The 25,181-nt window shown below is 54.9% G+C and carries 22 protein-coding genes; 16 read left to right on the forward strand and 6 right to left on the reverse strand.

Going from position 1 to position 25,181, the window contains the following annotated elements; genetic code table 11:
- Positions 1-68 precede the first annotated feature (68 nt).
- From macB to ABLU78_RS22000, 3 genes are all read right to left on the reverse strand, one after another.
- On the reverse strand, positions 69-2,015 hold the full coding sequence (macB, locus tag ABLU78_RS21990) for a macrolide ABC transporter ATP-binding protein/permease MacB (RefSeq protein WP_047064288.1): 1,947 nt from the start codon (positions 2,013-2,015) through the stop codon (positions 69-71).
- Positions 2,012-3,127, reverse strand: coding sequence for a macrolide transporter subunit MacA (gene macA / locus ABLU78_RS21995; RefSeq protein WP_048228599.1), 1,116 nt, complete (start codon positions 3,125-3,127; stop codon positions 2,012-2,014). The genes macB and macA overlap by 4 nt, the downstream gene beginning before the upstream one ends.
- 151 nt (positions 3,128-3,278) lie before the next feature.
- On the reverse strand, positions 3,279-4,937 hold the full coding sequence (locus tag ABLU78_RS22000; protein ID WP_045386697.1) for an ATP-dependent endonuclease: 1,659 nt from the start codon (positions 4,935-4,937) through the stop codon (positions 3,279-3,281).
- A 396-nt stretch (positions 4,938-5,333) separates the two neighbouring features.
- Here ABLU78_RS22000 and aqpZ point away from each other — a divergent pair, with 396 nt between their 5' ends.
- The 4 genes from aqpZ (at position 5,334) to hcr (ending at position 9,822) form a co-directional block, all read left to right on the forward strand.
- A complete protein-coding gene (gene aqpZ, locus ABLU78_RS22005) occupies positions 5,334-6,029 on the forward strand; it encodes an aquaporin Z (protein ID WP_015704870.1) in 696 nt (231 codons plus the stop codon).
- A gap of 117 nt (positions 6,030-6,146) precedes the next feature.
- Complete coding sequence (locus tag ABLU78_RS22010; RefSeq protein ID WP_015367501.1) at positions 6,147-7,046, forward strand: lysine exporter LysO family protein; 900 nt, start codon at positions 6,147-6,149, stop codon at positions 7,044-7,046.
- A gap of 143 nt (positions 7,047-7,189) precedes the next feature.
- On the forward strand, positions 7,190-8,842 hold the full coding sequence (gene hcp, locus ABLU78_RS22015) for a hydroxylamine reductase (protein WP_015704869.1): 1,653 nt from the start codon (positions 7,190-7,192) through the stop codon (positions 8,840-8,842).
- 11 nt (positions 8,843-8,853) lie between these two features.
- The gene (gene hcr / locus ABLU78_RS22020) at positions 8,854-9,822 is read left to right on the forward strand and encodes an NADH oxidoreductase (RefSeq protein WP_015704868.1); all 969 of its coding nucleotides are present in this window, start codon (positions 8,854-8,856) and stop codon (positions 9,820-9,822) included.
- 643 nt (positions 9,823-10,465) lie between these two features.
- Here hcr and ABLU78_RS22025 read toward each other — a convergent pair.
- Positions 10,466-10,900 (reverse strand): DoxX family protein, encoded by a 435-nt coding sequence (locus ABLU78_RS22025; RefSeq protein ID WP_015704866.1) that lies wholly within the window; start codon positions 10,898-10,900, stop codon positions 10,466-10,468.
- A gap of 152 nt (positions 10,901-11,052) precedes the next feature.
- Here ABLU78_RS22025 and poxB point away from each other — a divergent pair, with 152 nt between their 5' ends.
- The 4 genes from poxB (at position 11,053) to ABLU78_RS22045 (ending at position 16,365) form a co-directional block, all read left to right on the forward strand.
- Positions 11,053-12,771 (forward strand): ubiquinone-dependent pyruvate dehydrogenase, encoded by a 1,719-nt coding sequence (gene poxB, locus ABLU78_RS22030; protein ID WP_015704865.1) that lies wholly within the window; start codon positions 11,053-11,055, stop codon positions 12,769-12,771.
- 38 nt (positions 12,772-12,809) lie between these two features.
- Entirely contained in the window at positions 12,810-13,811 is a 1,002-nt protein-coding gene (ltaE, locus tag ABLU78_RS22035) for a low-specificity L-threonine aldolase (protein WP_015704864.1), read from the forward strand.
- Between the two features lie 10 nt (positions 13,812-13,821).
- On the forward strand, positions 13,822-15,264 hold the full coding sequence (locus ABLU78_RS22040; RefSeq protein WP_015704863.1) for an SDR family oxidoreductase: 1,443 nt from the start codon (positions 13,822-13,824) through the stop codon (positions 15,262-15,264).
- Between the two features lie 87 nt (positions 15,265-15,351).
- Positions 15,352-16,365 (forward strand): NAD(P)-dependent oxidoreductase, encoded by a 1,014-nt coding sequence (locus ABLU78_RS22045; protein WP_015367508.1) that lies wholly within the window; start codon positions 15,352-15,354, stop codon positions 16,363-16,365.
- A 45-nt stretch (positions 16,366-16,410) separates the two neighbouring features.
- On the opposite strand, the gene ABLU78_RS22050 is transcribed toward ABLU78_RS22045, so the two are convergent.
- Together ABLU78_RS22050 and ABLU78_RS22055 are read right to left on the reverse strand one after the other, a co-directional pair.
- Positions 16,411-17,253 carry an N-acetylmuramoyl-L-alanine amidase gene (locus ABLU78_RS22050; protein WP_032714154.1) on the reverse strand — a complete coding sequence of 281 codons (843 nt, stop codon included), beginning with the start codon at positions 17,251-17,253 and terminating at the stop codon, positions 16,411-16,413.
- Positions 17,241-18,380, reverse strand: coding sequence for a GGDEF domain-containing protein (locus ABLU78_RS22055; RefSeq protein WP_048228589.1), 1,140 nt, complete (start codon positions 18,378-18,380; stop codon positions 17,241-17,243). The genes ABLU78_RS22050 and ABLU78_RS22055 overlap by 13 nt, the downstream gene beginning before the upstream one ends.
- A gap of 365 nt (positions 18,381-18,745) precedes the next feature.
- On the opposite strand from ABLU78_RS22055, the gene yahO reads away from it, so the two are divergent.
- The 8 genes from yahO (at position 18,746) to artJ (ending at position 25,175) form a co-directional block, all read left to right on the forward strand.
- Positions 18,746-19,018 (forward strand): DUF1471 family periplasmic protein YahO, encoded by a 273-nt coding sequence (gene yahO, locus ABLU78_RS22060; protein ID WP_020079275.1) that lies wholly within the window; start codon positions 18,746-18,748, stop codon positions 19,016-19,018.
- Between the two features lie 299 nt (positions 19,019-19,317).
- Positions 19,318-20,505 (forward strand): outer membrane protein transport protein, encoded by a 1,188-nt coding sequence (locus ABLU78_RS22065; protein ID WP_171824291.1) that lies wholly within the window; start codon positions 19,318-19,320, stop codon positions 20,503-20,505.
- Positions 20,506-20,651: 146 nt separating this feature from the next.
- Positions 20,652-21,167 (forward strand): lipoprotein, encoded by a 516-nt coding sequence (locus ABLU78_RS22070; protein ID WP_015367514.1) that lies wholly within the window; start codon positions 20,652-20,654, stop codon positions 21,165-21,167.
- A gap of 226 nt (positions 21,168-21,393) precedes the next feature.
- Entirely contained in the window at positions 21,394-22,122 is a 729-nt protein-coding gene (gene artP / locus ABLU78_RS22075) for an arginine ABC transporter ATP-binding protein ArtP (protein WP_015367515.1), read from the forward strand.
- A gap of 19 nt (positions 22,123-22,141) precedes the next feature.
- Positions 22,142-22,873 (forward strand): arginine ABC transporter substrate-binding protein ArtI, encoded by a 732-nt coding sequence (gene artI, locus ABLU78_RS22080; protein WP_015367516.1) that lies wholly within the window; start codon positions 22,142-22,144, stop codon positions 22,871-22,873.
- 6 nt (positions 22,874-22,879) lie between these two features.
- Positions 22,880-23,596 (forward strand): arginine ABC transporter permease ArtQ, encoded by a 717-nt coding sequence (artQ, locus tag ABLU78_RS22085; RefSeq protein ID WP_015367517.1) that lies wholly within the window; start codon positions 22,880-22,882, stop codon positions 23,594-23,596.
- On the forward strand, positions 23,596-24,264 hold the full coding sequence (gene artM, locus ABLU78_RS22090; RefSeq protein WP_015704859.1) for an arginine ABC transporter permease ArtM: 669 nt from the start codon (positions 23,596-23,598) through the stop codon (positions 24,262-24,264). The genes artQ and artM overlap by 1 nt, the downstream gene beginning before the upstream one ends.
- A gap of 179 nt (positions 24,265-24,443) precedes the next feature.
- Entirely contained in the window at positions 24,444-25,175 is a 732-nt protein-coding gene (gene artJ, locus ABLU78_RS22095) for an arginine ABC transporter substrate-binding protein ArtJ (protein WP_015367519.1), read from the forward strand.
- Positions 25,176-25,181: the final 6 nt, after the last annotated feature.

Below are 25,181 nucleotides of genomic sequence, written 5' to 3' on the forward strand. Positions count from 1 at the left end.
CTCTTTTGCTTCATTGTGTACATCCTGCTAATAAAATGCCAGTCCTTCTGACTGGCATTTTTATCACCTTACTCTCGTGCCAACGCATCCACAGGGTCTAATCGCGCGGCATTACGCGCCGGCAACCAGCCAAACAGCACCCCGGTCAACGTCGAACATAAAAATGCGGTCAATAGCGCCAGCGGCGAAAAACCGATTTCCCAACCGGGTAAGAACAGTTGCAAAATGAACGCAATCATCAACGATAAACTCACGCCGATGGCGCCGCCCACCAGACAAACCAGCACCGCTTCAATAAGAAACTGCTGCAGAACATCCCTGGCCCGGGCGCCAACCGCCATTCTGATGCCGATTTCACGGGTACGTTCCGTCACTGAAACCAGCATGATATTCATCACCCCAATTCCGCCGACGACCAGCGCGATCACCGCCACCAGGGTCAGGAACAGCTGTAAAGTATGTGTGGTCCTTTCCGCCGTTTTCAAGACACTGTCCATATTCCAGGTGAAAACATCTTTTTTGCCATGGCGGAGCTCAAGCAATCGCACCAGCTGCTGTTCAGCGGTGGCGCTATCGTAGCCCTCCTGCACGCGGACGGTTATCGAGTTTAGCCACGATTGCCCCATCACCCGTCCGGCCATCGTGGAGTAAGGTAGCCAGACGCGAAGAATTTTGCTGCTGCCGAACATCGATTGCTTCTCATCGGCCACGCCGACAATCGTCGCCGGCATATTACCGACCAAAATCACCTCGCCAACCACTTTCGCCTTGTGAGGAAATAGCTGGCGGCGGGCATTGCTATCCAGCACCACCACCTGCGCCCGGCTATTCAGCTGCAGCTCATTGAACGTATTTCCCTCGCTGAACGTCATACCGTAAACATTGAAATATTGCGCGCCAACGCCTTCGGCGCTGGCGGCCACATCGATATTATTGGCGCGCAGGCGCAGGCTTTTCGATACCGCCGGCGTCGCAGAGCTCACCCACGGCTGTTTTTGAATTGCCAGCAGATCATCATATTTTAACGCCTGCTGATAACGCGGATCGTCATCGCCAAAATCTTTGCCGGGGTAAACGTCGATGGTATTGGTGCCGATAGCGCGAATATCGGCTAAGACCAGTTGTTTCGCCGCATCGCCAACCACCACAATAGAGACCACCGAAGCGATACCAATAATGATGCCGAGCATAGTAAGCAGCGTACGCATTTTATTCGCCGCCATCGCCCGCCAGGCCATCACCAGCGCCTCGCGAAAACCGCTACTGAACTGACGCCAGACGGAAGGCTCCGCACGGGATTCGGCGCGAAGCACGCCGCCTTTCTCCGGCGATGACGGCGGCGGGTTACGCACAATTTCACCGTCGCGCAGCTCGATGATTCTCTCCGCCTGAGCCGCGACCTGCGGGTCGTGGGTGACGATAATCACCGTATGCCCCTGCGCCTTTAGCTGATGCAGGATGGCCATAACCTCTTCGCCTGAGCGGCTATCCAGCGCCCCGGTCGGTTCATCGGCGAGGATCACCTCACCGCCGTTCATCAGGGCGCGCGCGATACTCACGCGCTGCTGCTGGCCGCCGGAGAGCTGCGAGGGGAAGTATTCCGCTCGCTCGCCCAGACCTAATCGGGTGAGTAAATCTCGCGCCCGTTCAAGACGAATCCGGCGCTCTTTACCGGCATAGATAGCAGGGACCTCGACGTTTTGCGCCGCCGTGAGGTGCGATAACAGATGGTAACGCTGGAAAATAAAGCCGAAGTGCTCGCGGCGCAGCCTGGCCAGTTCATCACCGCTCAGATGCGCCACATCGACCCCGGCAACCTGATAGGTACCGCTGGTGGGCTTATCAAGGCAGCCAAGGATGTTCATCAGCGTCGATTTCCCGGACCCTGAAGCCCCGACGATCGCCACCATTTCCCCAGCGGCAATACTGAGGGTTATCCCCTTCAGCACGTCAACTTCACCGTCGCCAGAGGGGTAACTGCGGCGAATATCACGCAGTTCAAGCAGCGCCGTCATTTTGTCGCTCCGGGCGTGCTTTCGCTGATAATCACCTCATCGCCCTCTTCCAGCCCTTTCGCTACCGCCACATCGGTATCGTTACGCGCGCCAATAACGATTTCACGCTCTTTCACTTCCCCGTTGCGCAGCAGGCGCACGTTGTAGCGGTTATCGCCGATGGCGTCGCCCAGCGCGCTGAGGGGAATAGTAATCACGTTTTTCACTTCCGCTAGCTGGATATGCACCTGCGCAGTCATTTCAAGACGCAGGATCCCCTGCGGGTTAGGGACTTCAAAACGCGCATAATAAAATATGGCATCATTGACCTTTTCCGGCGTCGGCAGAATATCCTTCAGCGTACCTTCGTAACGAGTCAGAGGATCGCCGAGTACCGTAAACCAGGCTTTTTGCCCCGGCTTAAGATGGATCACGTCAGCTTCCGAAACCTGCGCTTTGACCAGCATGGTACTGAGGTCCGCCAGGGTCAGGATGTTTGGCGCCTGCTGGGCGGCAATCACCGTCTGTCCCTGCAGAGTAGTGATTTGCGTCACTTCACCGGACATCGGCGCCAGGATACGCGTATAGTCGAGGTTGGTTTTCGCGGTGTCGAGGGTCGCCTGGTTGCGTTTGATCTGCGCTTCGATGGTGCCGATTTGCGCCTCTTTCACCGCCACATCGGTGGCGGCGGTATCCAGATCCTGACGAGAAACCAGCTGGCGCTGCGCTAACTGCTGCTGGCGCGCTAATGTTACCTGCGCGAGCTTGCGTTCGGCCTGCGCCTGTTTCAACTGCGCGCACAGCTCCATGAGCGTCGCGTCGACTTCTTTAATCTGGTTTTCCGCCTGCTCCGGGTCGATAACCCCCAGTAGCTGGTCTTTCTGCACTTTATCGCCAATATTGACGCGCAGCGTTTTCAACTGGCCGCTGACCTGGGCGCCAACGTCGACTTTACGCAGCGCATCTAATTTGCCCGTCGCCAGAACGCTCTGCTGCAGGTCGCTTTTGCGCGCCACCAGCGTTTGATACTGCGGCAACGGCGCGTTAAGAATGCGCCATCCCCAAATGGCCGCTATCACTACCACTAACGCCAACAGCCACCAGACTTTCCTGCGTTTTCCATTCAATGTCATAAAAAAATTCCTGATCTTTTCCCCGCAGCTCGGACGATGATTCTAACGGAAGCAGCGGCGAACAGAAGCCAGAATTTTAGCAATGCTTAATGTTTATTGATGTTCGGCTGCGGCGAGTCTTGCGTAACATGGCACGGTTTTCGCCGCTGGCCTAATCAGCGCGACCACGCGCCAGCCACAGCACGCGGGAAAACATCTTTTTCAGTAATGTCGGGACGGCGTCTACTCCCCGCCGCCCGGCCTCCATCGCGACCTCTATCGCCAGATCGGGTTTCGATGAACGATGTATGGCTTTTGTTATCACCCGGCGCATGTTCATCGGCATATTCTCCGGGATCTGCGCCACACGGTGGTATACATCGTCGAACCCCTGACGATACATAAAGTGTTCCATGTCCATTGCCGGAAGCATGGTTAAGTGCACTCGTTCCAGTTCGTTATCATTGTTGAGCAGCCCACGTACCGTAGCGGCATACTTCTTTCCTGCCTCATCGCCATCAACCAACACATGCCATTCAATCCCCATCCGGCGGGCGAATTTTATCAGCGGCTTGAGCCCGGATTGGGCGAATTCAATCACCTTCACCCCTTCAGCATCGAAATGATGCCCGCACTGGCGCGCCAGTTCGTTGATAACCCAGGTTTCCGTTTCGCCTTCCACCAGTAACCAGCAACGGGCAAACAGCGATGACGCGCGGTTGAAGCGAATATGAAACGCAATGCGGCGACTATCTTCCGCATTCATCCCGCCGGGACCGAGCCGCCACGCCGAGACGCGGGACGATTCACGCACCAGCCGACACACCTGCTCAACCGGCGTCAACGACAACAGCTCGCCGGAATTGGTCGTGGTCACTCGCTGCAGTGGCAGCAGATTCAGCAAATGCCAGGCGACCGAGAGCATGATCGGATGCAGACGCGTTTCCGGGTCCTCAATCAGCAGCAGCGGCCGCGCATCGCGATCGAGTCGGACGGTTCCCTTCGCCTGCAATAAAGTGGAGAACAACCCAAGCAAGATCACCCGATGACTGCGACCGCCGGGTTTATCAATCATTCGGTTAATAATATCGAGATAGCGCCAGCTGCGTTGTTCGTCATGAGAACGTCGGCGCATCAGGCGATTGCGGCTTTGCGCGCTGCTCTGCTCGGCGAAGTAATGTTCCAGCAGTTGCACCATCGCCGACAGCCCTTCGCGGATTTGTCCATCGGTAAGATTTTGCGGATGATTGACCAGTTCGCGGGAGAGAAAATCCAGTTGCCTGGCGGTAATCTCAATTTGCGGCGAATGCGGCACGGTTCCGTTATGAATTCGGCGCATAAAGCGGGCGTCGCGCAGGCGCAATACCGGCATTAAGCGCACCAGGTGGCGCGCCAGATCGTCGATATCATGCATCTCCAGCGCCTCTCCCTGGCAGTTAATAAAACTACGCAGAGTCATCACGCTGCCGTCATCAGCCAGCTCACCCTCAAGGCGATAGAAAATGCGCTGATAGCCGTCATCACAGGGCACCCAGCAATCGCTAAGGGGGCGAAAACGGCGTACGCGATGGCGCCCGGGTTCATTTTCGCGGAAGGTTAAAATGATATGCAGATGATGCTCCCGCCCCTGAATATCGCCGGGGGGAAACCAGAAGTCATCGCGCACGAAATGGTACAGGTCAAACTCAGGCGATAAAAGCAGCGTCAGAGCGTCCAGCAGACTGGATTTCCCCCAGGCGTTCTCGCCGATTAGCACATTGTTTTGCTCAAGCATCAACGATAAACGGTTGATACCGCGAAATCCGACGATCTCTACACGCTCAAGATGCATATCCCCTCCACCTGGCGCCACATTCTCCTTCAGTAATCAGCAGTATAGCGAGACCGGGGCGACATGGCATCCTTTGCGCAAAGAGTGAACCATAGCCCGTTGGGGCATAAGAGTTTGTAAGGTTACAACACTTAATTTCATTTAATTAATTAAATAATTCATCATTGTGAGTAGTTTATTTTTCAAATTTATGTTCTACACTTGCATAATTCATGCATGGTGAAAGGAAGACCATCTCATTGCTCTAAATCAAATTACATCAATTTATTTAACTAGTCCGAGGGTGGCGTTCGTTCCTAAAATAGCGGCGCTTTATTTTTATCGTCATTCTTTGCGTCGATAAATAAAGACCGGCACGTCATAACGTGTTCGTTTACATTATTATTTGAGGTGGTTATGTTCAGAAAATTAGCAGCAGAGTGCTTTGGCACATTCTGGCTCGTATTCGGCGGCTGCGGTAGCGCAGTGCTGGCAGCGGCTTTCCCGGAACTGGGAATTGGTTTTGCCGGCGTGGCCTTAGCCTTTGGTTTAACCGTATTAACTATGGCGTTCGCCGTGGGCCATATTTCCGGCGGTCACTTTAACCCGGCGGTGACTTTAGGTCTGTGGGCTGGCGGTCGTTTCCCGGCTAAAGACGTAATTGGTTATATTGTCGCACAGGTTGTCGGCGGTATTATTGCCGCCGCCGTGCTGTACGTTATCGCCAGCGGTAAAGCCGGTTTCGACGCTGCCGCGAGCGGCTTCGCTTCAAACGGTTTCGGCGAACACTCCCCAGGCGGCTACTCCATGCTGTCCGCTATCGTTATCGAAATCGTGCTGACCTGTGGTTTCCTGCTGGTTATTCACGGTGCGACCGATAAAAACGCCCCCGCGGGCTTTGCGCCGATCGCTATCGGCCTGGCGCTGACCCTTATCCACCTGATTAGCATTCCGGTGACCAACACGTCCGTTAACCCGGCGCGTAGCACCGCGGTCGCTATCTTCCAGGGCGGCTGGGCGCTGCAACAGCTGTGGTTGTTCTGGGTTATGCCAATCATCGGCGGTATCCTCGGCGGCGTGCTGTATCGCACCCTGCTCGAAAAACGCGATTAATCCTCGCGAGAAGCCCGGCGATGCCGGGCTTTTTCTTTTTGTCGACAGCTTTACTCGGCCTGGCGAATTGGGTAGTGTCATTGGCGCTATTCTTAATTTGCAAGGACCTTGCCGTTCATGTTTTCGGGACTATTAATCATTCTGCTGCCGTTGATTGTCGGCTATCTGATTCCTCTGCGTCACCCTTCCGCACTTAAACTGATTACCCGGCTGCTGAGCTGGATTGTTTACGTGATCCTCTTTTTCATGGGGATTAGCCTTGCCTTCCTCGATAATCTCAGCAGCAATCTGTTGTCGATACTGCATTACTCTGCGGTAAGCATTGTGGTTATTATTCTGTGCAATATTGCAGCACTATTATGGCTGGATAAAAAAATGCCGTGGCGGGTCAAGCATCGTCCGGAAAAATTACCCTCGCGCCTGGCGATGGCTCTCGAGTCGCTGCAGCTGCTTGGCGTCGTACTAATTGGTTTCCTGCTGGGGTTAAGCGGCCTCTCATTTTTACAACACGCGACCGAAGCCAGCGAATATACGTTAATTTTCTTGTTATTCCTTATCGGTATTCAGCTGCGTAATAATGGAATGACATTACGGCAAATTGTGCTTAATCGCCGCGGAATGATTGTCGCGGTCGTGGTCGCGGCGAGCTCATTATTTGGCGGAGTGATTAATGCCCTTATTCTTGGTCTGCCCATTAAAACCGGTCTGGCGATGGCGTCCGGCTTCGGCTGGTACTCCCTTTCCGGGATCCTGATGACCGAATCCTATGGCCCGGTCATTGGCAGCGCGACATTCTTTAACGATCTGGCCCGCGAACTGCTGGCGATAATGTTAATCCCCGGCATGGTATTGCGTAGCCGCTCTACCGCGCTTGGGCTGTGCGGCGCAACCTCAATGGACTTTACTCTACCGGTGCTACAGCGCTCAGGCGGCGTAGAAATCGTTCCTGCAGCTATCGTACACGGTTTTATCCTTAGTCTGCTGGTGCCGGTACTGATGGCGTTCTTCTCAGCCTGATCCCCCGTGGCGGTAGATTCCCTACCGCCAAAATTGCGCTAAATCAATCTCCCTTTAAGTTGTGTCAGAAATACCTTTTCTCCGTACAGCCACAGGCATAATCTTAAACATGTATCTAAAATATAACTTTAAAAGGTGTGATCATGTTTTGTGTGCAATGTGAACAAACTATCCGTACGCCGGCAGGAAATGGCTGTTCTTACGCGCAGGGTATGTGCGGTAAAACCGCTGAGACCTCTGATTTGCAGGATCTGTTGATTGCTTCTCTGCAGGGTCTGTCCGCATGGGCCGTTAAAGCGCGTGAATATGGCATCATCGATCATGAGGTGGATAATTTCGCCCCGCGCGCGTTCTTCTCTACTCTGACCAACGTGAACTTCGACTCGCCGCGTATCGTTGGTTACGCCCGTCAGGCGATCGCCATGCGCGAGGCGCTGAAAGCGCAATGCCTGAATATTGATGCCAACGCTTCGGTCGACAGCCCGGTAGCCGATCTGCAACTGGTCAGCGATGATCTGGGCGATCTGCAGCGTCAGGCGGCGGACTATACGCCAAATAAAGACAAGGCCGCGATCGGCGAGAATATCCTCGGCCTGCGCCTGCTGTGCCTGTACGGCCTGAAAGGCGCCGCGGCCTATATGGAACACGCGCACGTGCTCGGTCAGTACGACAACGACATTTACGCCCAGTATCATAAAATCATGGCGTGGCTGGGTACCTGGCCTGCCGATATGAACGCTCTGCTGGAGTGTTCGATGGAAATCGGCCAGATGAACTTCAAAGTGATGAGTATCCTCGACGCCGGTGAAACCACGAAATATGGTCACCCAACGCCGACTCAGGTCAACGTTAAAGCCACCGAAGGTAAGTGCATCCTGATCTCCGGACACGACCTGAAAGATCTCTATAACCTGCTGGAGCAGACTGAAGGCACCGGCGTTAACGTCTATACCCACGGTGAAATGTTGCCGGCGCACGGTTATCCGGAGCTGCGTAAGTTCAAACACCTGATTGGCAACTACGGCAGCGGTTGGCAAAACCAGCAGGTTGAATTCGCCCGCTTCCCGGGCCCCATCGTGATGACCTCGAACTGCATCATCGACCCAACCGTCGGCGCCTACGACGACCGCATCTGGACCCGCAGCATCGTCGGCTGGCCGGGCGTCAATCATCTGGAAGGCGAAGATTTCTCCCCGGTTATCACCCAGGCGCAGCAAATGGCCGGCTTCCCGTACAGCGAAATCCCGCATCTGATCACCGTCGGCTTCGGTCGCCAGACGCTGCTCGGCGCGGCGGATACGCTGATTGATCTGGTTAGCCGTGAAAAACTGCGTCACATCTTCCTCGTCGGCGGCTGCGACGGCGCGCGCGGCGAACGTAACTACTTCACCGATTTCGCTACCAGCGTACCGGACGACTGCCTGATTTTGACCCTCGCGTGCGGTAAATACCGCTTCAACAAACTGGATTTCGGCGATATCGAAGGCCTGCCGCGTCTGGTCGATGCCGGTCAGTGTAACGATGCCTACTCGGCGATTATTCTCGCGGTAACGCTGGCGGAAAAACTGGGCTGCGGCGTAAACGATCTGCCGCTGTCGTTGGTGCTCTCCTGGTTCGAACAAAAAGCCATCGTCATCCTGCTGACGCTGCTGTCGCTGGGGGTGAAAAACATCGTCACCGGTCCGACCGCGCCAGGCTTCTTCACCCCGGACCTGCTGGCTATCCTCAACGAGAAATTTGGTCTGCGTTCCGTCACCACCGTAGAACAAGATATGCAGCAGTTGCTGAGCGCATAAGGAGTCACCGCATGACAATGCCAACCGATCAGTGCCCGTGGCGGATGCAGGTTCATCATATTCAGCAGGAAACGCCTGATGTGTGGACCATTTCGTTGCTGTGCCACGACTACTATCCCTATCGCGCCGGGCAGTACGCGCTGGTCAGCGTGCGCCATTCGGCGGATACGCTGCGTGCCTACACCCTCTCCTCAACGCCGGGGGTCAGTGAATACATTACGCTGACCGTTCGTCGTATTGATGATGGCGCAGGCTCACAGTGGTTAACCCGCGATGTGAAACGCGGCGACTATATCTGGCTGTCGGATGCGATGGGCGAGTTTACCTGTGAAGATAAAACAAGCGATCGTTTTCTGATGCTGGCCGCCGGCTGCGGCGTGACGCCGATTATGTCGATGCGCCGCTGGTTAGCGAAGTATCGTCCGCAGGCAGATGTGCAGGTTATCTTTAACGTGCGTTCGCCGCAGGATGTCATTTTCGCCGAAGAGTGGCGTCAATACCCGGTCACGCTGGTGGCGGAACACGACGCGACGCCGGGCTTCGTCGCCGGTCGCCTCACCCGCGAACTATTGCAAAGCGTGCCGGATTTAGCCAACCGTACCGTAATGACCTGCGGCCCGGCGCCTTATATGGAGATGGTCGAACAGGAAGTGACGGCGCTTGGCGTGACGCGTTTCTTTAAAGAGAAGTTCTTTACCCCGGTGGCGGAAGCCGCTACCGACGGATTGAAATTCACCAAGCTGCAGCCGGCGAAAACGTTCTACGCGCCGGTCGGCACCACGTTGCTGGAAGCGCTGGAGAGCAATAAGGTACCGGTGACCGTCGCCTGCCGCGCTGGCGTCTGTGGCTGCTGCAAAACCAAAGTGGTTGCCGGCGAATATAGCGTTACCAGCACCATGACGCTGACCGATGCCGAAATCGCCGACGGCTACGTGCTGGCCTGCTCCTGCCACCCGCAGAGCGATCTGGTTCTCGCCTGAGGTTAAAATCCCAGGGGGCGCTACCGCTTACCGGGGCTACAGGGCCGTAGATACTGTTATCGGTTTGCAACGGTTTTGGTCGGGGAAAACATGTGCTTTGTGTTAATTCTGAGCACATTGCGCTCCGATATTTCTTCTGCGTTATGCCCCTCATGGCGCAGGGAGCGCACAGGGGGCGGCCAGTCGCCGCCGCCCCCTGCCCCCCCGGGCTCTGGCCGCCAAAATCGCCACTTCATGGTACCTTCGACTTATCCCGGCAGGCTTCGGGTCGGGCCGAGGCAGCGTCCGTGCAAAACACGGCCCTCAGCCCGCATCCATGCGGGCTGCCCCGGCCTTCCGGGAACGTCTCAGCGATTTTGAGGCCGCCAACACCGATAGTTTCAGCCAGCATGGTGAATAAATTAAAGGCAGGCCGCACTGTTATCGGTTTGCAACTTTTTTAAGGGTTTTCCCGGACGCGGCGCGTTGCGCCTTCTCCGGGCTACCAAATCGCATCGTGCTGTAGCCCCGGTAAGCTGCAGCGCCACCGGGGGATTTTGAGATCACCAGCACCAGTAGTGTCAGCCAGCGTGGTGAATAAATTAAAGGCAGGCCGCACGGACCGTAGGCCGGATAAGGCATTAATGCCTTATCCGGCACTTTTTTACCGCCAGGCCGACTGACCGGCCAACGAATAACGCCCTGCCCCTAATAGCGCAATCGCCAGTGCGCCGATAAAGAAATAGACCAGGCTTTCAATCGCCCATGCGCCGACCGCATCCAGCGCGAACGTTTTACCTGTCCCAACCATCAGCCAGGCCACCGCCATGGTAAACGCCAGCACCAACGCCGCCGGGCGCGTCAAAACGCCAAGAATAAGTAAACAAGGCGCGACGACTTCCCCCACCAGCACGCCATAGGCAATAAAGCCCGGTAGCCCTTTCGCGACCAGCATGCCGCTGATGCCATCCACGCCGTCGATTAGCTTATGTAGACCGTGAAACAACATTAAGCCGCCAACGGCAAGTCGTAACAAGAGTTTACCGGCATCTTCATGCGACAGCGTTTTATTTACTGCGTTTAACAATCCCTTAACCATTTGATGTGCTTCCTGTTTTACACCCTGTGTGATCCCAGAGTATGCACAATATTCCACCAACAAAACCAGTGAAAAATAAGGGGCAATTGGCAACGTAACCTGTAGTTTCATCTAAGCTTGATAGCGTTATCACAAAAAGGAGATGGAAAACCATGAAACAGACCGTAGCGTCATATATTGCCAAAACGCTTGAACAGGCCGGCGTGAAACGTATTTGGGGAGTGACCGGGGATTCCCTCAACGGCTTGAGCGACAGTTTAAACCGCATGGGGACCATCGAATGGATGCCGACCCGCCATGAAGAGGTTGCCGCCTTTGCCGCCGGTGCCGAAGCCCAACTCACCGGCGAGCTGGCGGTGTGCGCCGGTTCCTGCGGACCGGGCAACCTTCATCTGATTAACGGTTTGTTTGATTGCCATCGTAACCACGTACCGGTTCTGGCTATCGCCGCCCATATTCCGTCGAGCGAAATCGGCAGCGGTTATTTCCAGGAAACGCATCCGCAGGAGCTGTTCCGCGAATGTAGCCACTACTGCGAGCTGGTCTCCACACCGGAGCAAATTCCGCAAGTTCTGGCTATCGCCATGCGTAAGGCGGTGATTAACCGCGGCGTGTCTGTGGTGGTCCTGCCCGGCGACGTGGCGCTGAAACCGGCCCCGGAAAGCGCCAGCAGCCACTGGTATCACGCTCCGCAGCCCACGGTCACTCCGGCGGATGAAGAGCTGCACAAGCTGGCGCAGCTGATCCGCTACTCGAGTAATATTGCCCTGATGTGCGGCAGCGGCTGCGCCGGCGCGCACCAGGAGCTGGTGGAGTTTGCGGCAAAAATTAAGGCCCCTGTCGTCCATGCCCTGCGCGGGAAAGAGCACGTCGAATACGACAATCCTTACGATGTTGGCATGACCGGGCTTATCGGCTTCTCTTCCGGTTTCCATACCATGATGAACGCCGACACGCTGATCCTGCTCGGCACCCAGTTCCCCTATCGCGCGTTCTACCCTACCGACGCCAAAATTATTCAGATCGACATCAACCCCGGTAGCATCGGCGCGCATAGTAAGGTCGACATGGCGCTGGTGGGCGATATCAAATCGACACTGAAAGCCCTGCTGCCGCTGCTGGAAGAGAAAACCGATCGTCGCTTCCTCGATAAAGCGCTGGAGGATTATCGCGAAGCGCGTAAAGGGCTTGACGATCTCGCCAAACCCAGCGAAAAAGCGCTCCATCCCCAGTATCTGGCGCAGCAGATTAGCCGCTTTGCCGACGACGACGCGATCTTTACCTGCGACGTCGGTACCCCCACCGTCTGGGCGGCACGCTATCTGCAGATGAACGGCAAACGCCGCCTGTTGGGTTCGTTTAACCACGGCTCGATGGCCAACGCCATGCCGCAGGCTATTGGCGCCAAAGCGACCGCGCCGAATCGCCAGGTCATCGCCATGTGCGGCGATGGCGGTTTCAGCATGCTGATGGGGGATTTTCTATCGCTGGCGCAGATGAAGCTGCCGGTGAAAATCGTTATTTTTAATAACAGCATTCTCGGCTTTGTAGCGATGGAGATGAAAGCCGGCGGCTATCTGACCGACGGTACCGAGTTGCACGACACCAATTTCGCCCGCATTGCCGAAGCCTGCGGGATCAAAGGAATACGCGTCGAGAAAGCTTCTGAAGTTGATGAGGCGCTGCAGACCGCCTTTAGCACCGACGGTCCGGTATTAGTCGATGTAGTGGTAGCGAAGGAAGAGCTGGCGATCCCGCCGCAAATTAAGCTGGAGCAGGCCAAAGGATTTAGCCTGTATATGCTGCGGGCGATTATCAGCGGACGCGGCGATGAAGTGATCGAACTGGCGAAAACCAACTGGCTCAGGTAAAACAATGCTATCACCCTGAATCAGAACAAGGATATGCCGTGATAGATCTTCGCAGTGATACCGTAACTCGCCCCGGGCGCGCCATGATGGAGGCCATGATGGCCGCCCCGGTCGGGGACGATGTGTATGGCGACGACCCAACCGTCAATGAACTCCAGCGCTATGCCGCTGAGCTCGCAGGCAAAGAGGCGGCGCTGTTTCTGCCTACCGGCACCCAGGCCAATCTCGTTGGCCTGCTTAGCCACTGCCAGCGCGGCGAAGAGTACATCGTCGGCCAGGGCGCGCATAACTATCTGTATGAAGCCGGCGGCGCAGCGGTGCTGGGCAGTATTCAGCCGCAGCCGATCGATGCCGCGGCGGACGGTTCGCTGCCGCTGGATAAAGTCGCGGCCAAAATTAAGCCCGACGATATCCATTTCGCCCCCACCCGCCTGTTAAGCCTGGAGAATACGCACAACGGTAAGGTGTTGCCGCGCGGCTATCTGCAAGAGGCCTGGACGTTCACCCGCCAGCGCAATCTGGCGTTACATGTCGATGGCGCGCGTATTTTCAACGCCGTTGTAGCGTACGGCTGCGAGCTGCGCGATATTGCGCAGTACTGTGATTCGTTCACCATTTGCCTGTCAAAAGGGCTCGGTACGCCGGTCGGTTCTCTGCTGCTGGGCAGCGAAGCGTACATCCGCCGCGCCATTCGCTGGCGTAAAATGGTCGGCGGCGGGATGCGTCAGGCAGGCATTCTGGCCGCTGCCGGTCTGTACGCGCTGCAGAATAACGTAGCCCGTCTGCAGGAGGATCACGACAACGCCGCGTGGATGGCGGAACAGCTACGCGCCGTCGGCGCTGATGTGATGCGTCACGATACCAACATGCTGTTCGTACGCGTCGGTGAGGAGCAGGCTCGGGCGCTCGGCGAATTCATGCAGGCTCGCGGCGTGTTGATCAACGCCTCGCCAGTCGTGCGTCTGGTCATGCATCTCGATGTTAATCGCCAGCAGTTGACGGAAGTGGTCGGTCACTGGCAAGCCTTTTTACAACGCTAAGGAGTCAGGCGTGTCGCAATCTATTCTGGTGCTTGGCGCCAGCGGCTATATTGGCCAGCATCTGGTGCGCGAATTAAGCGCACGAGGTTATCCGGTGTTGGCGGCGGCACGCCATATCGACAGGCTGCAGAAGCTCGATCTTCCCGGCGTCACCTGCCACGCTATCGACCTCAATCAGCCGCAGGATCTCCCGGCACTGCTTCGCGGGGTCGATACCCTTTACTATCTGGTGCATGGCATGGGCGAAGGCGGCGATTTCATCGCCCATGAACGTCGGGTCGCCATTAACGTGCGCGATGCCTTGCGTCAGACGCCGGTGCGCCAGGTGATATTTCTCAGCTCGCTGCAGGCTCCGGCGCAGGAGCAGTCCGACCATCTGCGCGCCCGCCAGGTGACGGCCGATGTCCTACGCGAGTCAGGGATCCCCGTTACCGAGTTACGGGCCGGTATCATCGTCGGCGCCGGATCCGCCGCTTTTGAAGTGATGCGCGACATGGTTTACAACCTGCCGGTGCTGACGCCGCCGCGCTGGGTACGCTCACGCACAACCCCCATCGCGCTGGAAAATCTGCTCTACTATCTGGTGGAGTTACTTAACCATCCGGCTCGCGAGCACCGCGTCTTCGAGGCCGCCGGCCCGGATATTCTCAGCTATCAGCAGCAGTTCACCCATTTTATGGCGGTCAGCGGCAAGCATCGCCTGTTGATCCCTATCCCCTTTCCGACCCGCTGGATTTCGGTGTGGTTCCTGAACGTTATCACCTCGGTGCCCCCCACCATCGCTAAAGCGCTGATTCAGGGTCTCAAGCACGATCTGATCGCCGACGATCGTTCGCTTCGCGCGCTGATCCCGCAAACCTTGATTCCCTTCGATCAGGCGGTGCGTCGTACTTTGAAAGAAGAAGAACAGCTGGTGAACTCCAGCGATTGGGGCTACGACGCTCAGGCTTTCGCCCGCTGGCGGCCGGAGTATGGCTACTACCCAAAGCAGGCTGGCTGCACCGTTAGCACCCAGGCAAGCCGTAAGGCGCTATGGCGAGTGGTGAACCAAATCGGCGGTGAAGAGGGTTATTTCTTCGGCAACATTCTGTGGAAAATCCGCGGCGCCATGGATCTGCTGGTCGGCCATCGTTTAGCAAAAGGGCGGCCGCAACATGATTATCTGCAAACTGGCGATACTGTCGACAGTTGGAAAGTGATTATTGTGGAAGAAGAACAACAGCTAACCCTATTGTTTGGCATGAAAGCCCCCGGTCTTGGTCGTTTAAGCTTTACCATTAGCGATAAAGGCGACCATCGTGAACTGGACGTTCGCGCCTGGTGGCATCCGCACGGCATGCCCGGCCTGTTCTACTGGCTACTGATGATCCCGGCGCATCTGTTTATTTTTCGCGGCATGGCGCGACGCATCGCCCGCCAGGCCGAGCAAATCACAGGCAAAAACGAAGATTAAGCGTTATTCTTTCATGATTCTCATTGCATACTCGGGAGAATCACGGAAAAATGCGCACGAAATTCTTTTCTGGGACAGTAGATTGATATGAAGGTACTGGTTACCGGTGCGACCAGCGGATTAGGCCGTAATGCGGTGGAATATCTGCGCAACAAGGGCATCAGCGTGCGAGCGACCGGGCGCAACGAAGCGATGGGTAAGCTTCTGAGCAAAATGGGCGCGGAGTTTATTCCTGCCGATCTCACCGAACTGGTCTCTTCGCAGGCTAAAGTGATGCTCGCCGGTATTGATACGCTATGGCACTGTTCCAGCTTTACCTCGCCGTGGGGTACCCAGCAAGCCTTCGATTTAGCTAACGTTCGCGCAACGCGCCGCCTTGGCGAATGGTCCGTTGCCTGGGGCGTACGCAATTTCGTCCATATTTCATCGCCTTCGCTCTATTTCGATTATCACCACCATCGCGATATTCAGGAAGATTTCCGCCCACACCGCTTCGCCAATGAATTCGCCCGCAGCAAGGCGGCCAGCGAAGAGGTTATCAACCTGCTGGCGCAGGCGAACCCGCATACCCGCTTTACGATATTGCGCCCGCAAAGCCTGTTTGGGCCGCATGATAAGGTCTTTATTCCGCGAATGGTGCAAATGATGCGCCACTACGGCAGCGTGCTCTTGCCGCGCGGCGGTAACGCGCTGGTGGACATGACTTACTACGAAAACGCGGTGCATGCGATGTGGTTGGCCAGTCAGCCGCAGTGCGACCACTTACCTTCCGCGCGGGCGTGGAATATCAGCAACGGCGAGCCGCGGACGCTGCGCAGTATCGTGCAGAAGCTCATCGACGAGCTGGGCATCAAGTGCCGAATCCGCTCGGTGCCCTATCCGATGTTGGATATTATTGCCCGCAGCATGGAGCATTTCGGCAATAAATCGGCAAAAGAACCTGCTTTCACGCATTACGGCGTTTCGAAGCTCAATTTCGACTTTACCCTCGATATCAGCCGCGCTCAGCAGGAACTTGGCTATCAGCCGATCGTTACCCTCGATGAGGGGGTTACCCGCACCGCCGCGTGGTTAAAAGACCACGGTAAACTACACGATTAAAACCGACGCTTACGGCAGCAAGTCACCCGGTTTGCTGCCAAATACTCATCCTTGTCCATATTTTTCCAGCAACGCTTCGGCGATCGCCTGCGTTTGCGCATCGGCCACGCCGTCCCAGCGTGCCGGCCTGAAGTGCATCTGGAAGGCCATAATCACCCGTTTTTGCTGCGCCGGGGTCATCTCCGGGGTGACCTGATAGCCGTAGCGCGACAGCAGGTCTAACAATTCTCCGCTATCAACTGGCTGCCAGCTTGGACGCCCTTGCAAATAAAAGGCGACGCGTGAATCATCAGGCCAGGCGCCAATTCCCTGCTGCGCCAGCGCCCGCCACGGGAACAGCGGGCCAGGGTCGTCCTTGCGCTGCGGCGCGATATCGGCATGAGCCACGACATTTTGCGGCTGAATGTGATAGCGGGCGATGATATCTTTCGCCAGCGGGATAAGCGCGTCAATTTGCGTCGGATTAAATGGGGTAAAACTTTTTATATCGCCGTTTTTTTGCCAGCCGCGATTTTCCAGCTCAATACCAATAGAGGTATCGTTGATACGCGTGCTGCCGCGCCAGAAGCTGATACCGGCGTGCCAGGCTAAATCTTCCTCCGGCACCAGTTGCCAGATACGCGGTTTACCGTGGTGCAGAGGCGGCTGCTCGGGAATTAAATAGTGCGAACTAACCTCTTTATCGGTCAGGGTCGCCAGCGAGACATCAAAGTTATCGGCGGTATAGTGAATGACCAGGACTTTAATACGCGGATAGGCCGCCTGCGCCGGATGACGGGTATCCAACTGATAACCCTGTTTGTCGACAATACCCTGCTCCTGCGCACAGCCTGCCAGCAGCAAAGCGGCAAGCGCAAGCTGGATAATGCGCTTTGCTAATAAGACCATCGATTACGTCCTTCTTGCTTGGCTTTATACAGCGCAGCATCCGCCTGCGCGATTAACTCTGACGCCGGGACGCGCCCGTCCGAGGCGACAATACCCATACTGACCGTCACTAGCGGCCCGGCATCGGATTTGGCATGCGGCAGCGCCGCTTCGCGAATCTTCTGTTGGATCCGCTGCGCCACCGCCGTGGCGCTATCTAATGATTGCAGCGGCAGGACAATCACAAACTCCTCGCCGCCATAGCGCGCCACCATATCCTCCTGCGCGCGTACCGACATTTTCAGCACGGAGGCGATGCAGGAGAGGCAGTAATCTCCCGCCTGGTGACCGTAGTGATCGTTATAACGTTTAAAAAAGTCGACATCGAGGATGATCAGCGCCAGCGACTCTTTACGTTCCCAGGCCTGCGCTAAAAAATTGTCCAGCGCCCGGCGGTTGGCGGTCGCCGTCAAGGCATCCTGATTCGCCATGTTTTCCAACCGATTAATCAGTTGCATGTTCTCCTGATGGGTTTTCCAGGCCTCATCATACCAGCGCTGTAATATCTGCCGGCCATAAATCATAATGGCGGTGCATATTCCCCACAGAATCAGAAAACGTAAATCGACACCATGATGTATTTGCACGCCAGCGAGTAATGAAATACCCCATAAAGGAACAAGGTAAGCCACGAGGCCCACCGGAAAATAATAGAGCGCGGCAAGACCGGTGGTCATTAAAATAACCAGCAGCGGCCACGCGAACGGCAGCGACCATAAAATGATGAAGCAGTAACTACTCACCGACCAGCATAAACTGAGAATCAACAAAATAGCGGAAATCACTTTTGTGGCATAAATACCGCTTAATATCCGCCCGGAGATAACCATCATGCAAAGCGCCAGCGAGAAAACGATAATGGCCCCAAGCGCCATCTCCAGATAAGGAATAATATCCTGGTGAGTCAAGCTCTGATGATCGAACTCGGTGAACAGAACGTTGCGGAAGATGACCATCAAGGCAAAGGCGATATTGACGAACGCTAACCACGGCATGCTGCGCGACAGTGCATGTTTTTGCACATTTTCGCGATTGGCCCACAGCATTGCTCGATCCTGGCGCGGATCCAGCCGTTGTTCGGTCGGCATAGCTACTCCTTTTTTAGCGACTGGACAAGCAGTTGAGCTGCCCGCTGTGTCTTTCTCTTTATGATAAACCATCAACCCCGGAATGTCTGTTGCTGGCCGCTTCAGCCCCTCGCCGCTTAACGTCATTTTCAGCTAACGACAGATGAAAATGGTCTTAGGCTCCGACAACGTCTATTACGCAAAAAAAAGCAAGCATTATCAATGAGAACCCTGTCATCTTTTCTTTAAAAAATCGTTAATTTTAGGTCATAAAAATGCAGCATTTCGCTTGAAAAAAAGACGGGCTTGATTCAATCTGATGGCGCTCATTGGTTAGTTAAAACAAGAGCATGATGATAGCAAGATAAACAATGGAGATTAATAATATGAAATATGCAGCTTTAGTGGCAGGTGCAGCATTGTTTTTAACCGCGAACGCGTTTTCTGCAGAAATTCTGAGCAAAGAAGATTTCGCTAAGGTAGAGGGTCAATACCAAAAAATTGGCACCATCTCCTCTACCGGACAAACTGCGCCAAGCGATGCGCGCGAAGAATTGATCAAAAAAGCCGATGAAAAAGGCGCTGACGTTGTGGTGCTCTCTTCCGGTAACACCGATAAGAAACTGCACGTATCCGCGAATATCTATAAGAAGAAATAATTAGTTATTGCCGATATAGAAACATTATCATCGTATGGTGATAGTGTTTCTTACTTATTACTCTGTGAATATTTATTTTTATACTCTTTTTCCATTTACCCCTCGTTAATAGTCATATCAAATATGCGCCTTCATCAGGATGCTAATCCGTATAACGCCTAAAATTGGTAATCCACTCCGTTAACGGACTCGCAATATATCCCCCGGACTATCAGTATAAATCCGACGCTAAAAAAGATATGTCCTCTATACTTTGGGCATAAGAATATGCTCGCGTTTTACATTACCGCAGGTGGCAAATGAAAAAAATCGCATTCCTTATTTCTGGGTTGCTCTGCTCTGGCTTCAGCCATGCCAGCGCACTCTATTTTTATGAAATCGGCACCGAAGACGTCGGCCTGGCAGGCGCAGGTCAGGCCGCCCGCGCGCAGGACGCCTCCACCATCGTCACCAACCCAGCCGGCATGACCCGGCTTCCTGACCATATGTTTACCGGCGGCGCGCAGGTCATGGGCGGCGATATCCCGTATCAGATGAATAACGAACACGGCGGTAATAGCCCTGGTAACGTGATGAATCTGTTTCCTAACGCCAGCGGCTTTTACGCACAGAAAATTAACGATGATTTATATGCCGGGATTGGCTTGTATGGCAACTACGGTTTAGGCATCGATTTTGGCAACTGGGCCGGCGATCGTCTTATCAAGAAAAGCACCATGGTGGCGATGACGCTGAGCCCGTCGCTGGCGTGGAAACTTAACGATCGTCTCTCTGTCGGCGCATCCGCCAACCTGAACTATGGTTTTTTATCGCTGACGCGTAACGTCGACGGTAATGACGAGAAAGATAAAGACCATGACTGGGCGATGAGCTATCGTCTGGGTCTGCTGATGCAGTTAACCGACCAGACCCGCGCCGGCATCACCTGGAACAGTAAAACCGATTATGACTTTAACGTTAAGGGCAAAGCGCGTTTTCCCAATTTACCGAACGTTGCGTATGATTTGCCTATCTCCGCCCAGGTCCGCGCGCCGCAACAGATCATGCTCAGCATGGTCCACGATATTAATAAACAGTGGTCGGTGATGGGCGATCTCGGCTGGCAGGACTGGAGCCAGTTCGGCAGCCCGCAAATCACCGTTTCCGGTCACGAAAGTAGTAAAAATAACCGCCTGAAGGACTCCTGGCATACCGCCGTCGGCGTACAGTACCGGCCGACCGAGCAGTGGCGTCTGAACGCCGGCGTCGGTTTCGACAGCACGGTTTATGATTCACAAAGCGACACGGCGCTCTCGCTGCCAACCGGCGATGAGTGGCGCTTCGCCACCGGCGCGCAATACCAGATAACCCCGGCCAGCAATATCGGCGTCGCGGTCTCTTATCTGCACATGCAATCTTCCCACGTAAAATCACCGGAAATCGTCTCCGGCAGCTACGATCACCCTTACCTGTGGTTCGCCAGCGTCAACTATAGTTATCAATTCTGATACGCCGGCTGCCCGCGCAAGAGGCGCGGACAGCCGATGGTCGTTGTCACATCAAGGTCTTAGCTCTTTGCGTCAAGTACAATTGTCGCGCTTACGCTATGCTTTAGCAGAATCTAACAACGTAGTGAGTTCATAAGGAAATCATCATGCGCTACAACATTCTTGCACTTGTTTTGCCTTGCGCACTGGCGCTGAGCGCCTGTACCACCGTGACCCCGGCTTATAAAGACAACGGCACCCGCAGCGGTTCCTGCATCGAGGGCGGCCCGGACGAGGTAGCGCAGCAGTTCTATGATTATCAAATCCAGCACCGTAATAACGATCTTACCGCGCTGCGCCCGTATCTGAGCGACGATTTGGCTAAACTGCTGAACGACGCTCGTCAGGACCCATCGCGTAACGCGCTGCTGCAATCAAATCCATTCTCCAGCAGTTCCACCCCGGCGGATAGCGCCGACGTCGCCAGCGCCTCAACCATCCCGAACCGCGATGCGCGCAATATTCCGCTGCGCGTTGAATTAAAACAGGGAACCCAGAGCTGGAAAGATGAAGTGCTGATGATTCAGGAAGGCCAGTGCTGGGCGGTTGACGATGTCCGCTACCTCGGCATAAACAGCCACGCTCCGGCCGGCTCGCTGCGTCAGAGTCTTGAGAAACGCTAATTTCGGCGTTAAAGCCACCCCGCTGAAACGATAACCCCGGTAAAATGTCGGTATTCCGTGTGGTAATGCCGACATTTGTTCCCCCCTACCACATGAACCCATATTTTGTGCTAACTTTAGTGATAAATGTGGTTTACATTTAACTTTTAACGCATAAATATTGCATAACTATTCTGTCAAAGGTACTATTTGCGGCCTCAATAGCTATTTGTATCAGACTGCCCAGATGAGTATTAAACTAAACGGCATTAATTGCTTCTACGGCGCGCACCAGGCGCTGTTCGACATCACGCTGGATTGCCCGCAGGGGGAAACGCTGGTGCTCCTCGGCCCAAGCGGCGCCGGTAAAAGCTCGCTGCTTCGCGTACTCAACCTGCTGGAGATGCCGCGTTCCGGTACCTTAAACATCGCCGGTAATCAATTCGACTTCACCAAAGCGCCGTCTGACAAAGCTATTCGCGAGCTGCGCCAGAATGTCGGGATGGTCTTCCAGCAGTACAACCTGTGGCCACACCTGACCGTGGTGCAAAACCTGATCGAAGCCCCGTGCCGCGTGCTGGGCTTAACCAAAGATCAGGCGCTGGCGCGCGCCGAAAAACTACTTGAGCGTTTACGCCTTAAACCTTACAGCGACCGCTATCCGCTGCATCTGTCAGGTGGTCAACAGCAGCGCGTAGCGATAGCCCGCGCGCTGATGATGGAGCCGCAGGTGCTGCTGTTTGATGAACCCACCGCCGCGTTGGATCCGGAAATTACCGCCCAGATCGTCAGCATCATTCGCGAACTGGCGGAAACCGGAATTACCCAGGTTATCGTTACCCACGAAGTGGAAGTGGCGCGTAAAACCGCCAGCCGCGTGGTGTATATGGAAAACGGGCATATCGTTGAGCAAGGGGATGCTAACTGCTTCGCGCATCCGCAAACCGACGCCTTTAAAAACTATCTTTCACATTGATGTTTTCGGGGAAATAACGATGAAAAAAGTACTGATTGCCGCTCTGCTCGCGGGCATGAGCCTTTCCGCTACCGCAGCCCAGACTATCCGTTTCGCCACCGAGGCCTCCTACCCTCCGTTTGAGCTGGTAGACGCCAACAACAAAATCGTCGGCTTTGACGTCGATCTGGCTAACGCGCTGTGTAAAGAGATGGACGCGACCTGCACCTTTACTAACCAGGCTTTCGATAGCCTGATCCCAGGACTGAAATTCCGCCGCTTCGACGCCGTCATGGCCGGTATGGATATCACCCCTGAGCGTGAAAAACAGGTGCTGTTCAGCACCCCGTATTATGAAAACTCGGCGCTGTTTGTCGGCCAGCAGGGCAAGTTCACCGGCATTGACCAACTGAAAGGCAAGAAAGTTGGCGTGCAGAACGGTACTACCCATCAGAAATTCATCACTGATAAGCATCCGGAAATCACCACCGTTCCTTATGACAGCTACCAGAATGCTAAACTGGATCTGCAAAACGGCCGCATTGACGCCGTCTTCGGCGACACGGCGGTAGTGACCGAATGGCTGAAGAGCAATCCGAAGCTGGCGCCGGTGGGTGATAAAGTGACGGATAAAGACTACTTCGGTACCGGTCTCGGCATTGCGGTTCGTCAGGGCAATACCGAGCTGCAGCAGAAATTTAACGCTGCGCTGGAAAAAGTGAAGAAAGATGGGACGTACCAGACCATCTATAGCAAATGGTTCCAGAAGTAACGCTGAATGAACGAATTTTTTCCATTAGCAAGCGCCGCCGGGATGACCGTCGGCCTTGCCGTTTGCGCGCTGGTCATCGGCCTGGTGCTGGCGATGCTTTTCGCCGTGCTGGAGTCGGTGAAATGGCGCCCTGTGGCATGGTTGGCGACCGGCATCGTGACGATTTTACGCGGCCTACCGGAAATCCTGGTGGTGCTGTTTATCTACTTTGGTTCCTCACAGCTGCTGCTGACGCTGTCTGACGGTTTTACTCTTAATCTTGGGTTTGTGCAGATTCCGGTACAGATGCAAATTGAGAATTTCGACGTCAGCCCGTTCCTCTGCGGCGCCATTGCGCTTTCCCTACTGTATGCCGCCTATGCCTCGCAGACCCTGCGCGGCGCCTTGAAAGCGGTGCCGCAGGGGCAGTGGGAGTCCGGACAAGCGCTGGGTTTGTCGAAGGCGGCGATATTCTTCCGCCTGGTGATGCCGCAGATGTGGCGCCATGCCCTGCCGGGTCTTGGCAACCAGTGGCTGGTGCTGCTGAAAGATACCGCGCTGGTCAGCCTTATCAGCGTCAACGATCTGATGCTGCAAACCAAAAGTATTGCTACCCGTACTCAGGAGCCGTTTAACTGGTACATCATTGCGGCAGCTATTTATCTCGTCATCACCCTGTTGAGTCAATACATTCTCAAACGTATTGATCAGCGTGCGACGCGCTTCGAACGGAGACCAGGTTGATGCTCGATTACTTACCCGAACTGCTGAAAGGGCTGCATACCAGCCTGACGCTGACGGCGGCATCGATCGTCGTGGCGCTGATCCTGGCGCTGATCTTTACCATCGTGCTGACGTTAAAAACGCCGGTGGTGGTGTGGATCGTCCGCGGCTATATCACCCTGTTTACCGGGACACCGCTGCTGGTGCAGATCTTCCTGATCTACTATGGACCAGGACAGTTCCCGTCATTACAGAATTACCCGGTGCTGTGGCATCTGATCTCTGAGCCCTGGCTGTGCGCGCTGATCGCTTTGTCGTTAAACAGCGCGGCTTATACCACCCAGCTGTTCTATGGCGCCATCCGCGCCATTCCGGACGGCCAGTGGCAGTCCTGCAGCGCGCTGGGGATGAGCAAGAAGGATACGCTGGCGATTCTGCTACCGTATGCTTTTAAACGCGCCCTCTCCTCGTACTCTAACGAAGTGGTGTTGGTCTTTAAAAGCACCTCGCTGGCTTACACCATCACGCTGATGGAAGTGATGGGTCATGGCCAGCTGCTGTACGGGCGCACCTATGACGTGATGGTCTTCGGCGCAGCCGGTATCATTTATCTGGTGGTGAACGGCCTGCTGACGCTGCTGATGCGTCTGGTGGAAAGAAAAGCGCTGGCCTTCGAACGTCGTAACTAACATCACGAAATGCATAAACAGTAATATATGAAACGGGTAAGTGCTAATGCTTACCCGTTTTTTTTCTAACCAATAAAATAAACATACAACTTTATTGCATATAAATTCATTTAGTGGCATTGTGAACTTCAGCCGTAAACCGGCACAACATCATAAGATTGACCGACGGGAGTCCCACTATGAAAAAGTTAGTTCTGGCCGCACTGCTTAGCTCTTTCGCCTTTGGCGCCGCTGCCGCGGAAAAAATCAGCTTTGGCGTTTCCGCGACCTATCCGCCATTTGAATCCATGGATGCGAATAACCAGATTGTCGGTTTCGATCTTGATCTGGCCAAAGCGCTGTGTAAGCAAATGCAGGCCGACTGTACTTTTACCAACCACGCTTTCGACAGCCTGATCCCGGCGCTAAAATTTAAAAAGTATGATGCGGTGATCTCCGGCATGGACATCACGCCTGAGCGTAGCAAACAGGTCGCGTTTACTGACCCGTACTACGCCAACTCGGCGCTGGTAATCGCCAAAAAAGACGCGTACCACTCTTTTGATGACCTGAAAGGTAAGCGTATCGGCATGGAAAACGGCACCACGCACCAGAAATACCTGCAGGATAAGCACCCGGAAGTCAAAACCGTCGCTTACGATAGCTACCAGAATGCCATTATCGACCTGAAAAACGGCCGTATCGACGGCGTCTTCGGCGATACCGCGGTGGTCAACGAATGGCTGAAGACCAACCCGCAGTTAGGCGCGGCGACGCCGAAAGTGACCGATCCGCAGTATTTCGGTACCGGCCTCGGCATTGCGGTGCGCCCGGATAATAAAGCGCTGCTGGAAAAACTGAACGCAGCGCTGAAAGCGATTAAAGCTGACGGAACCTACCAGAAAATTAGCAACCAGTGGTTCCCGGAGTAAGATCTA

The sequence above is a fragment of the Klebsiella sp. JN_Kp122 genome (assembly GCF_040062085.1).
In the GTDB taxonomy this organism is placed as follows: Bacteria; Pseudomonadota; Gammaproteobacteria; order Enterobacterales; family Enterobacteriaceae; genus Klebsiella; species Klebsiella aerogenes.

Bases quoted from the DNA above. Each gene is read 5' to 3' on its own strand.
- ABLU78_RS22045 (WP_015367508.1), top strand. From the start codon at position 15,352: ATGAAGGTACTGGTTACCGGTGCGACCAGCGGATTAGGCCGTAATGCG.
- artJ (WP_015367519.1), top strand. From the start codon at position 24,444: ATGAAAAAGTTAGTTCTGGCCGCACTGCTTAGCTCTTTCGCCTTTGGC.
- hcp (WP_015704869.1), top strand. From the start codon at position 7,190: ATGTTTTGTGTGCAATGTGAACAAACTATCCGTACGCCGGCAGGAAAT.
- artQ (WP_015367517.1), top strand. From the start codon at position 22,880: ATGAACGAATTTTTTCCATTAGCAAGCGCCGCCGGGATGACCGTCGGC.
- ABLU78_RS22025 (WP_015704866.1), bottom strand. From the start codon at position 10,900: ATGGTTAAGGGATTGTTAAACGCAGTAAATAAAACGCTGTCGCATGAA.
- macA (WP_048228599.1), bottom strand. From the start codon at position 3,127: ATGACATTGAATGGAAAACGCAGGAAAGTCTGGTGGCTGTTGGCGTTA.
- poxB (WP_015704865.1), top strand. From the start codon at position 11,053: ATGAAACAGACCGTAGCGTCATATATTGCCAAAACGCTTGAACAGGCC.
- ABLU78_RS22050 (WP_032714154.1), bottom strand. From the start codon at position 17,253: ATGGTCTTATTAGCAAAGCGCATTATCCAGCTTGCGCTTGCCGCTTTG.
- artI (WP_015367516.1), top strand. From the start codon at position 22,142: ATGAAAAAAGTACTGATTGCCGCTCTGCTCGCGGGCATGAGCCTTTCC.
- ABLU78_RS22010 (WP_015367501.1), top strand. From the start codon at position 6,147: ATGTTTTCGGGACTATTAATCATTCTGCTGCCGTTGATTGTCGGCTAT.
- ABLU78_RS22065 (WP_171824291.1), top strand. From the start codon at position 19,318: ATGAAAAAAATCGCATTCCTTATTTCTGGGTTGCTCTGCTCTGGCTTC.
- macB (WP_047064288.1), bottom strand. From the start codon at position 2,015: ATGACGGCGCTGCTTGAACTGCGTGATATTCGCCGCAGTTACCCCTCT.
- ABLU78_RS22000 (WP_045386697.1), bottom strand. From the start codon at position 4,937: ATGCATCTTGAGCGTGTAGAGATCGTCGGATTTCGCGGTATCAACCGT.
- aqpZ (WP_015704870.1), top strand. From the start codon at position 5,334: ATGTTCAGAAAATTAGCAGCAGAGTGCTTTGGCACATTCTGGCTCGTA.
- ABLU78_RS22055 (WP_048228589.1), bottom strand. From the start codon at position 18,380: ATGCCGACCGAACAACGGCTGGATCCGCGCCAGGATCGAGCAATGCTG.
- ABLU78_RS22070 (WP_015367514.1), top strand. From the start codon at position 20,652: ATGCGCTACAACATTCTTGCACTTGTTTTGCCTTGCGCACTGGCGCTG.
- artM (WP_015704859.1), top strand. From the start codon at position 23,596: ATGCTCGATTACTTACCCGAACTGCTGAAAGGGCTGCATACCAGCCTG.
- yahO (WP_020079275.1), top strand. From the start codon at position 18,746: ATGAAATATGCAGCTTTAGTGGCAGGTGCAGCATTGTTTTTAACCGCG.
- artP (WP_015367515.1), top strand. From the start codon at position 21,394: ATGAGTATTAAACTAAACGGCATTAATTGCTTCTACGGCGCGCACCAG.
- hcr (WP_015704868.1), top strand. From the start codon at position 8,854: ATGACAATGCCAACCGATCAGTGCCCGTGGCGGATGCAGGTTCATCAT.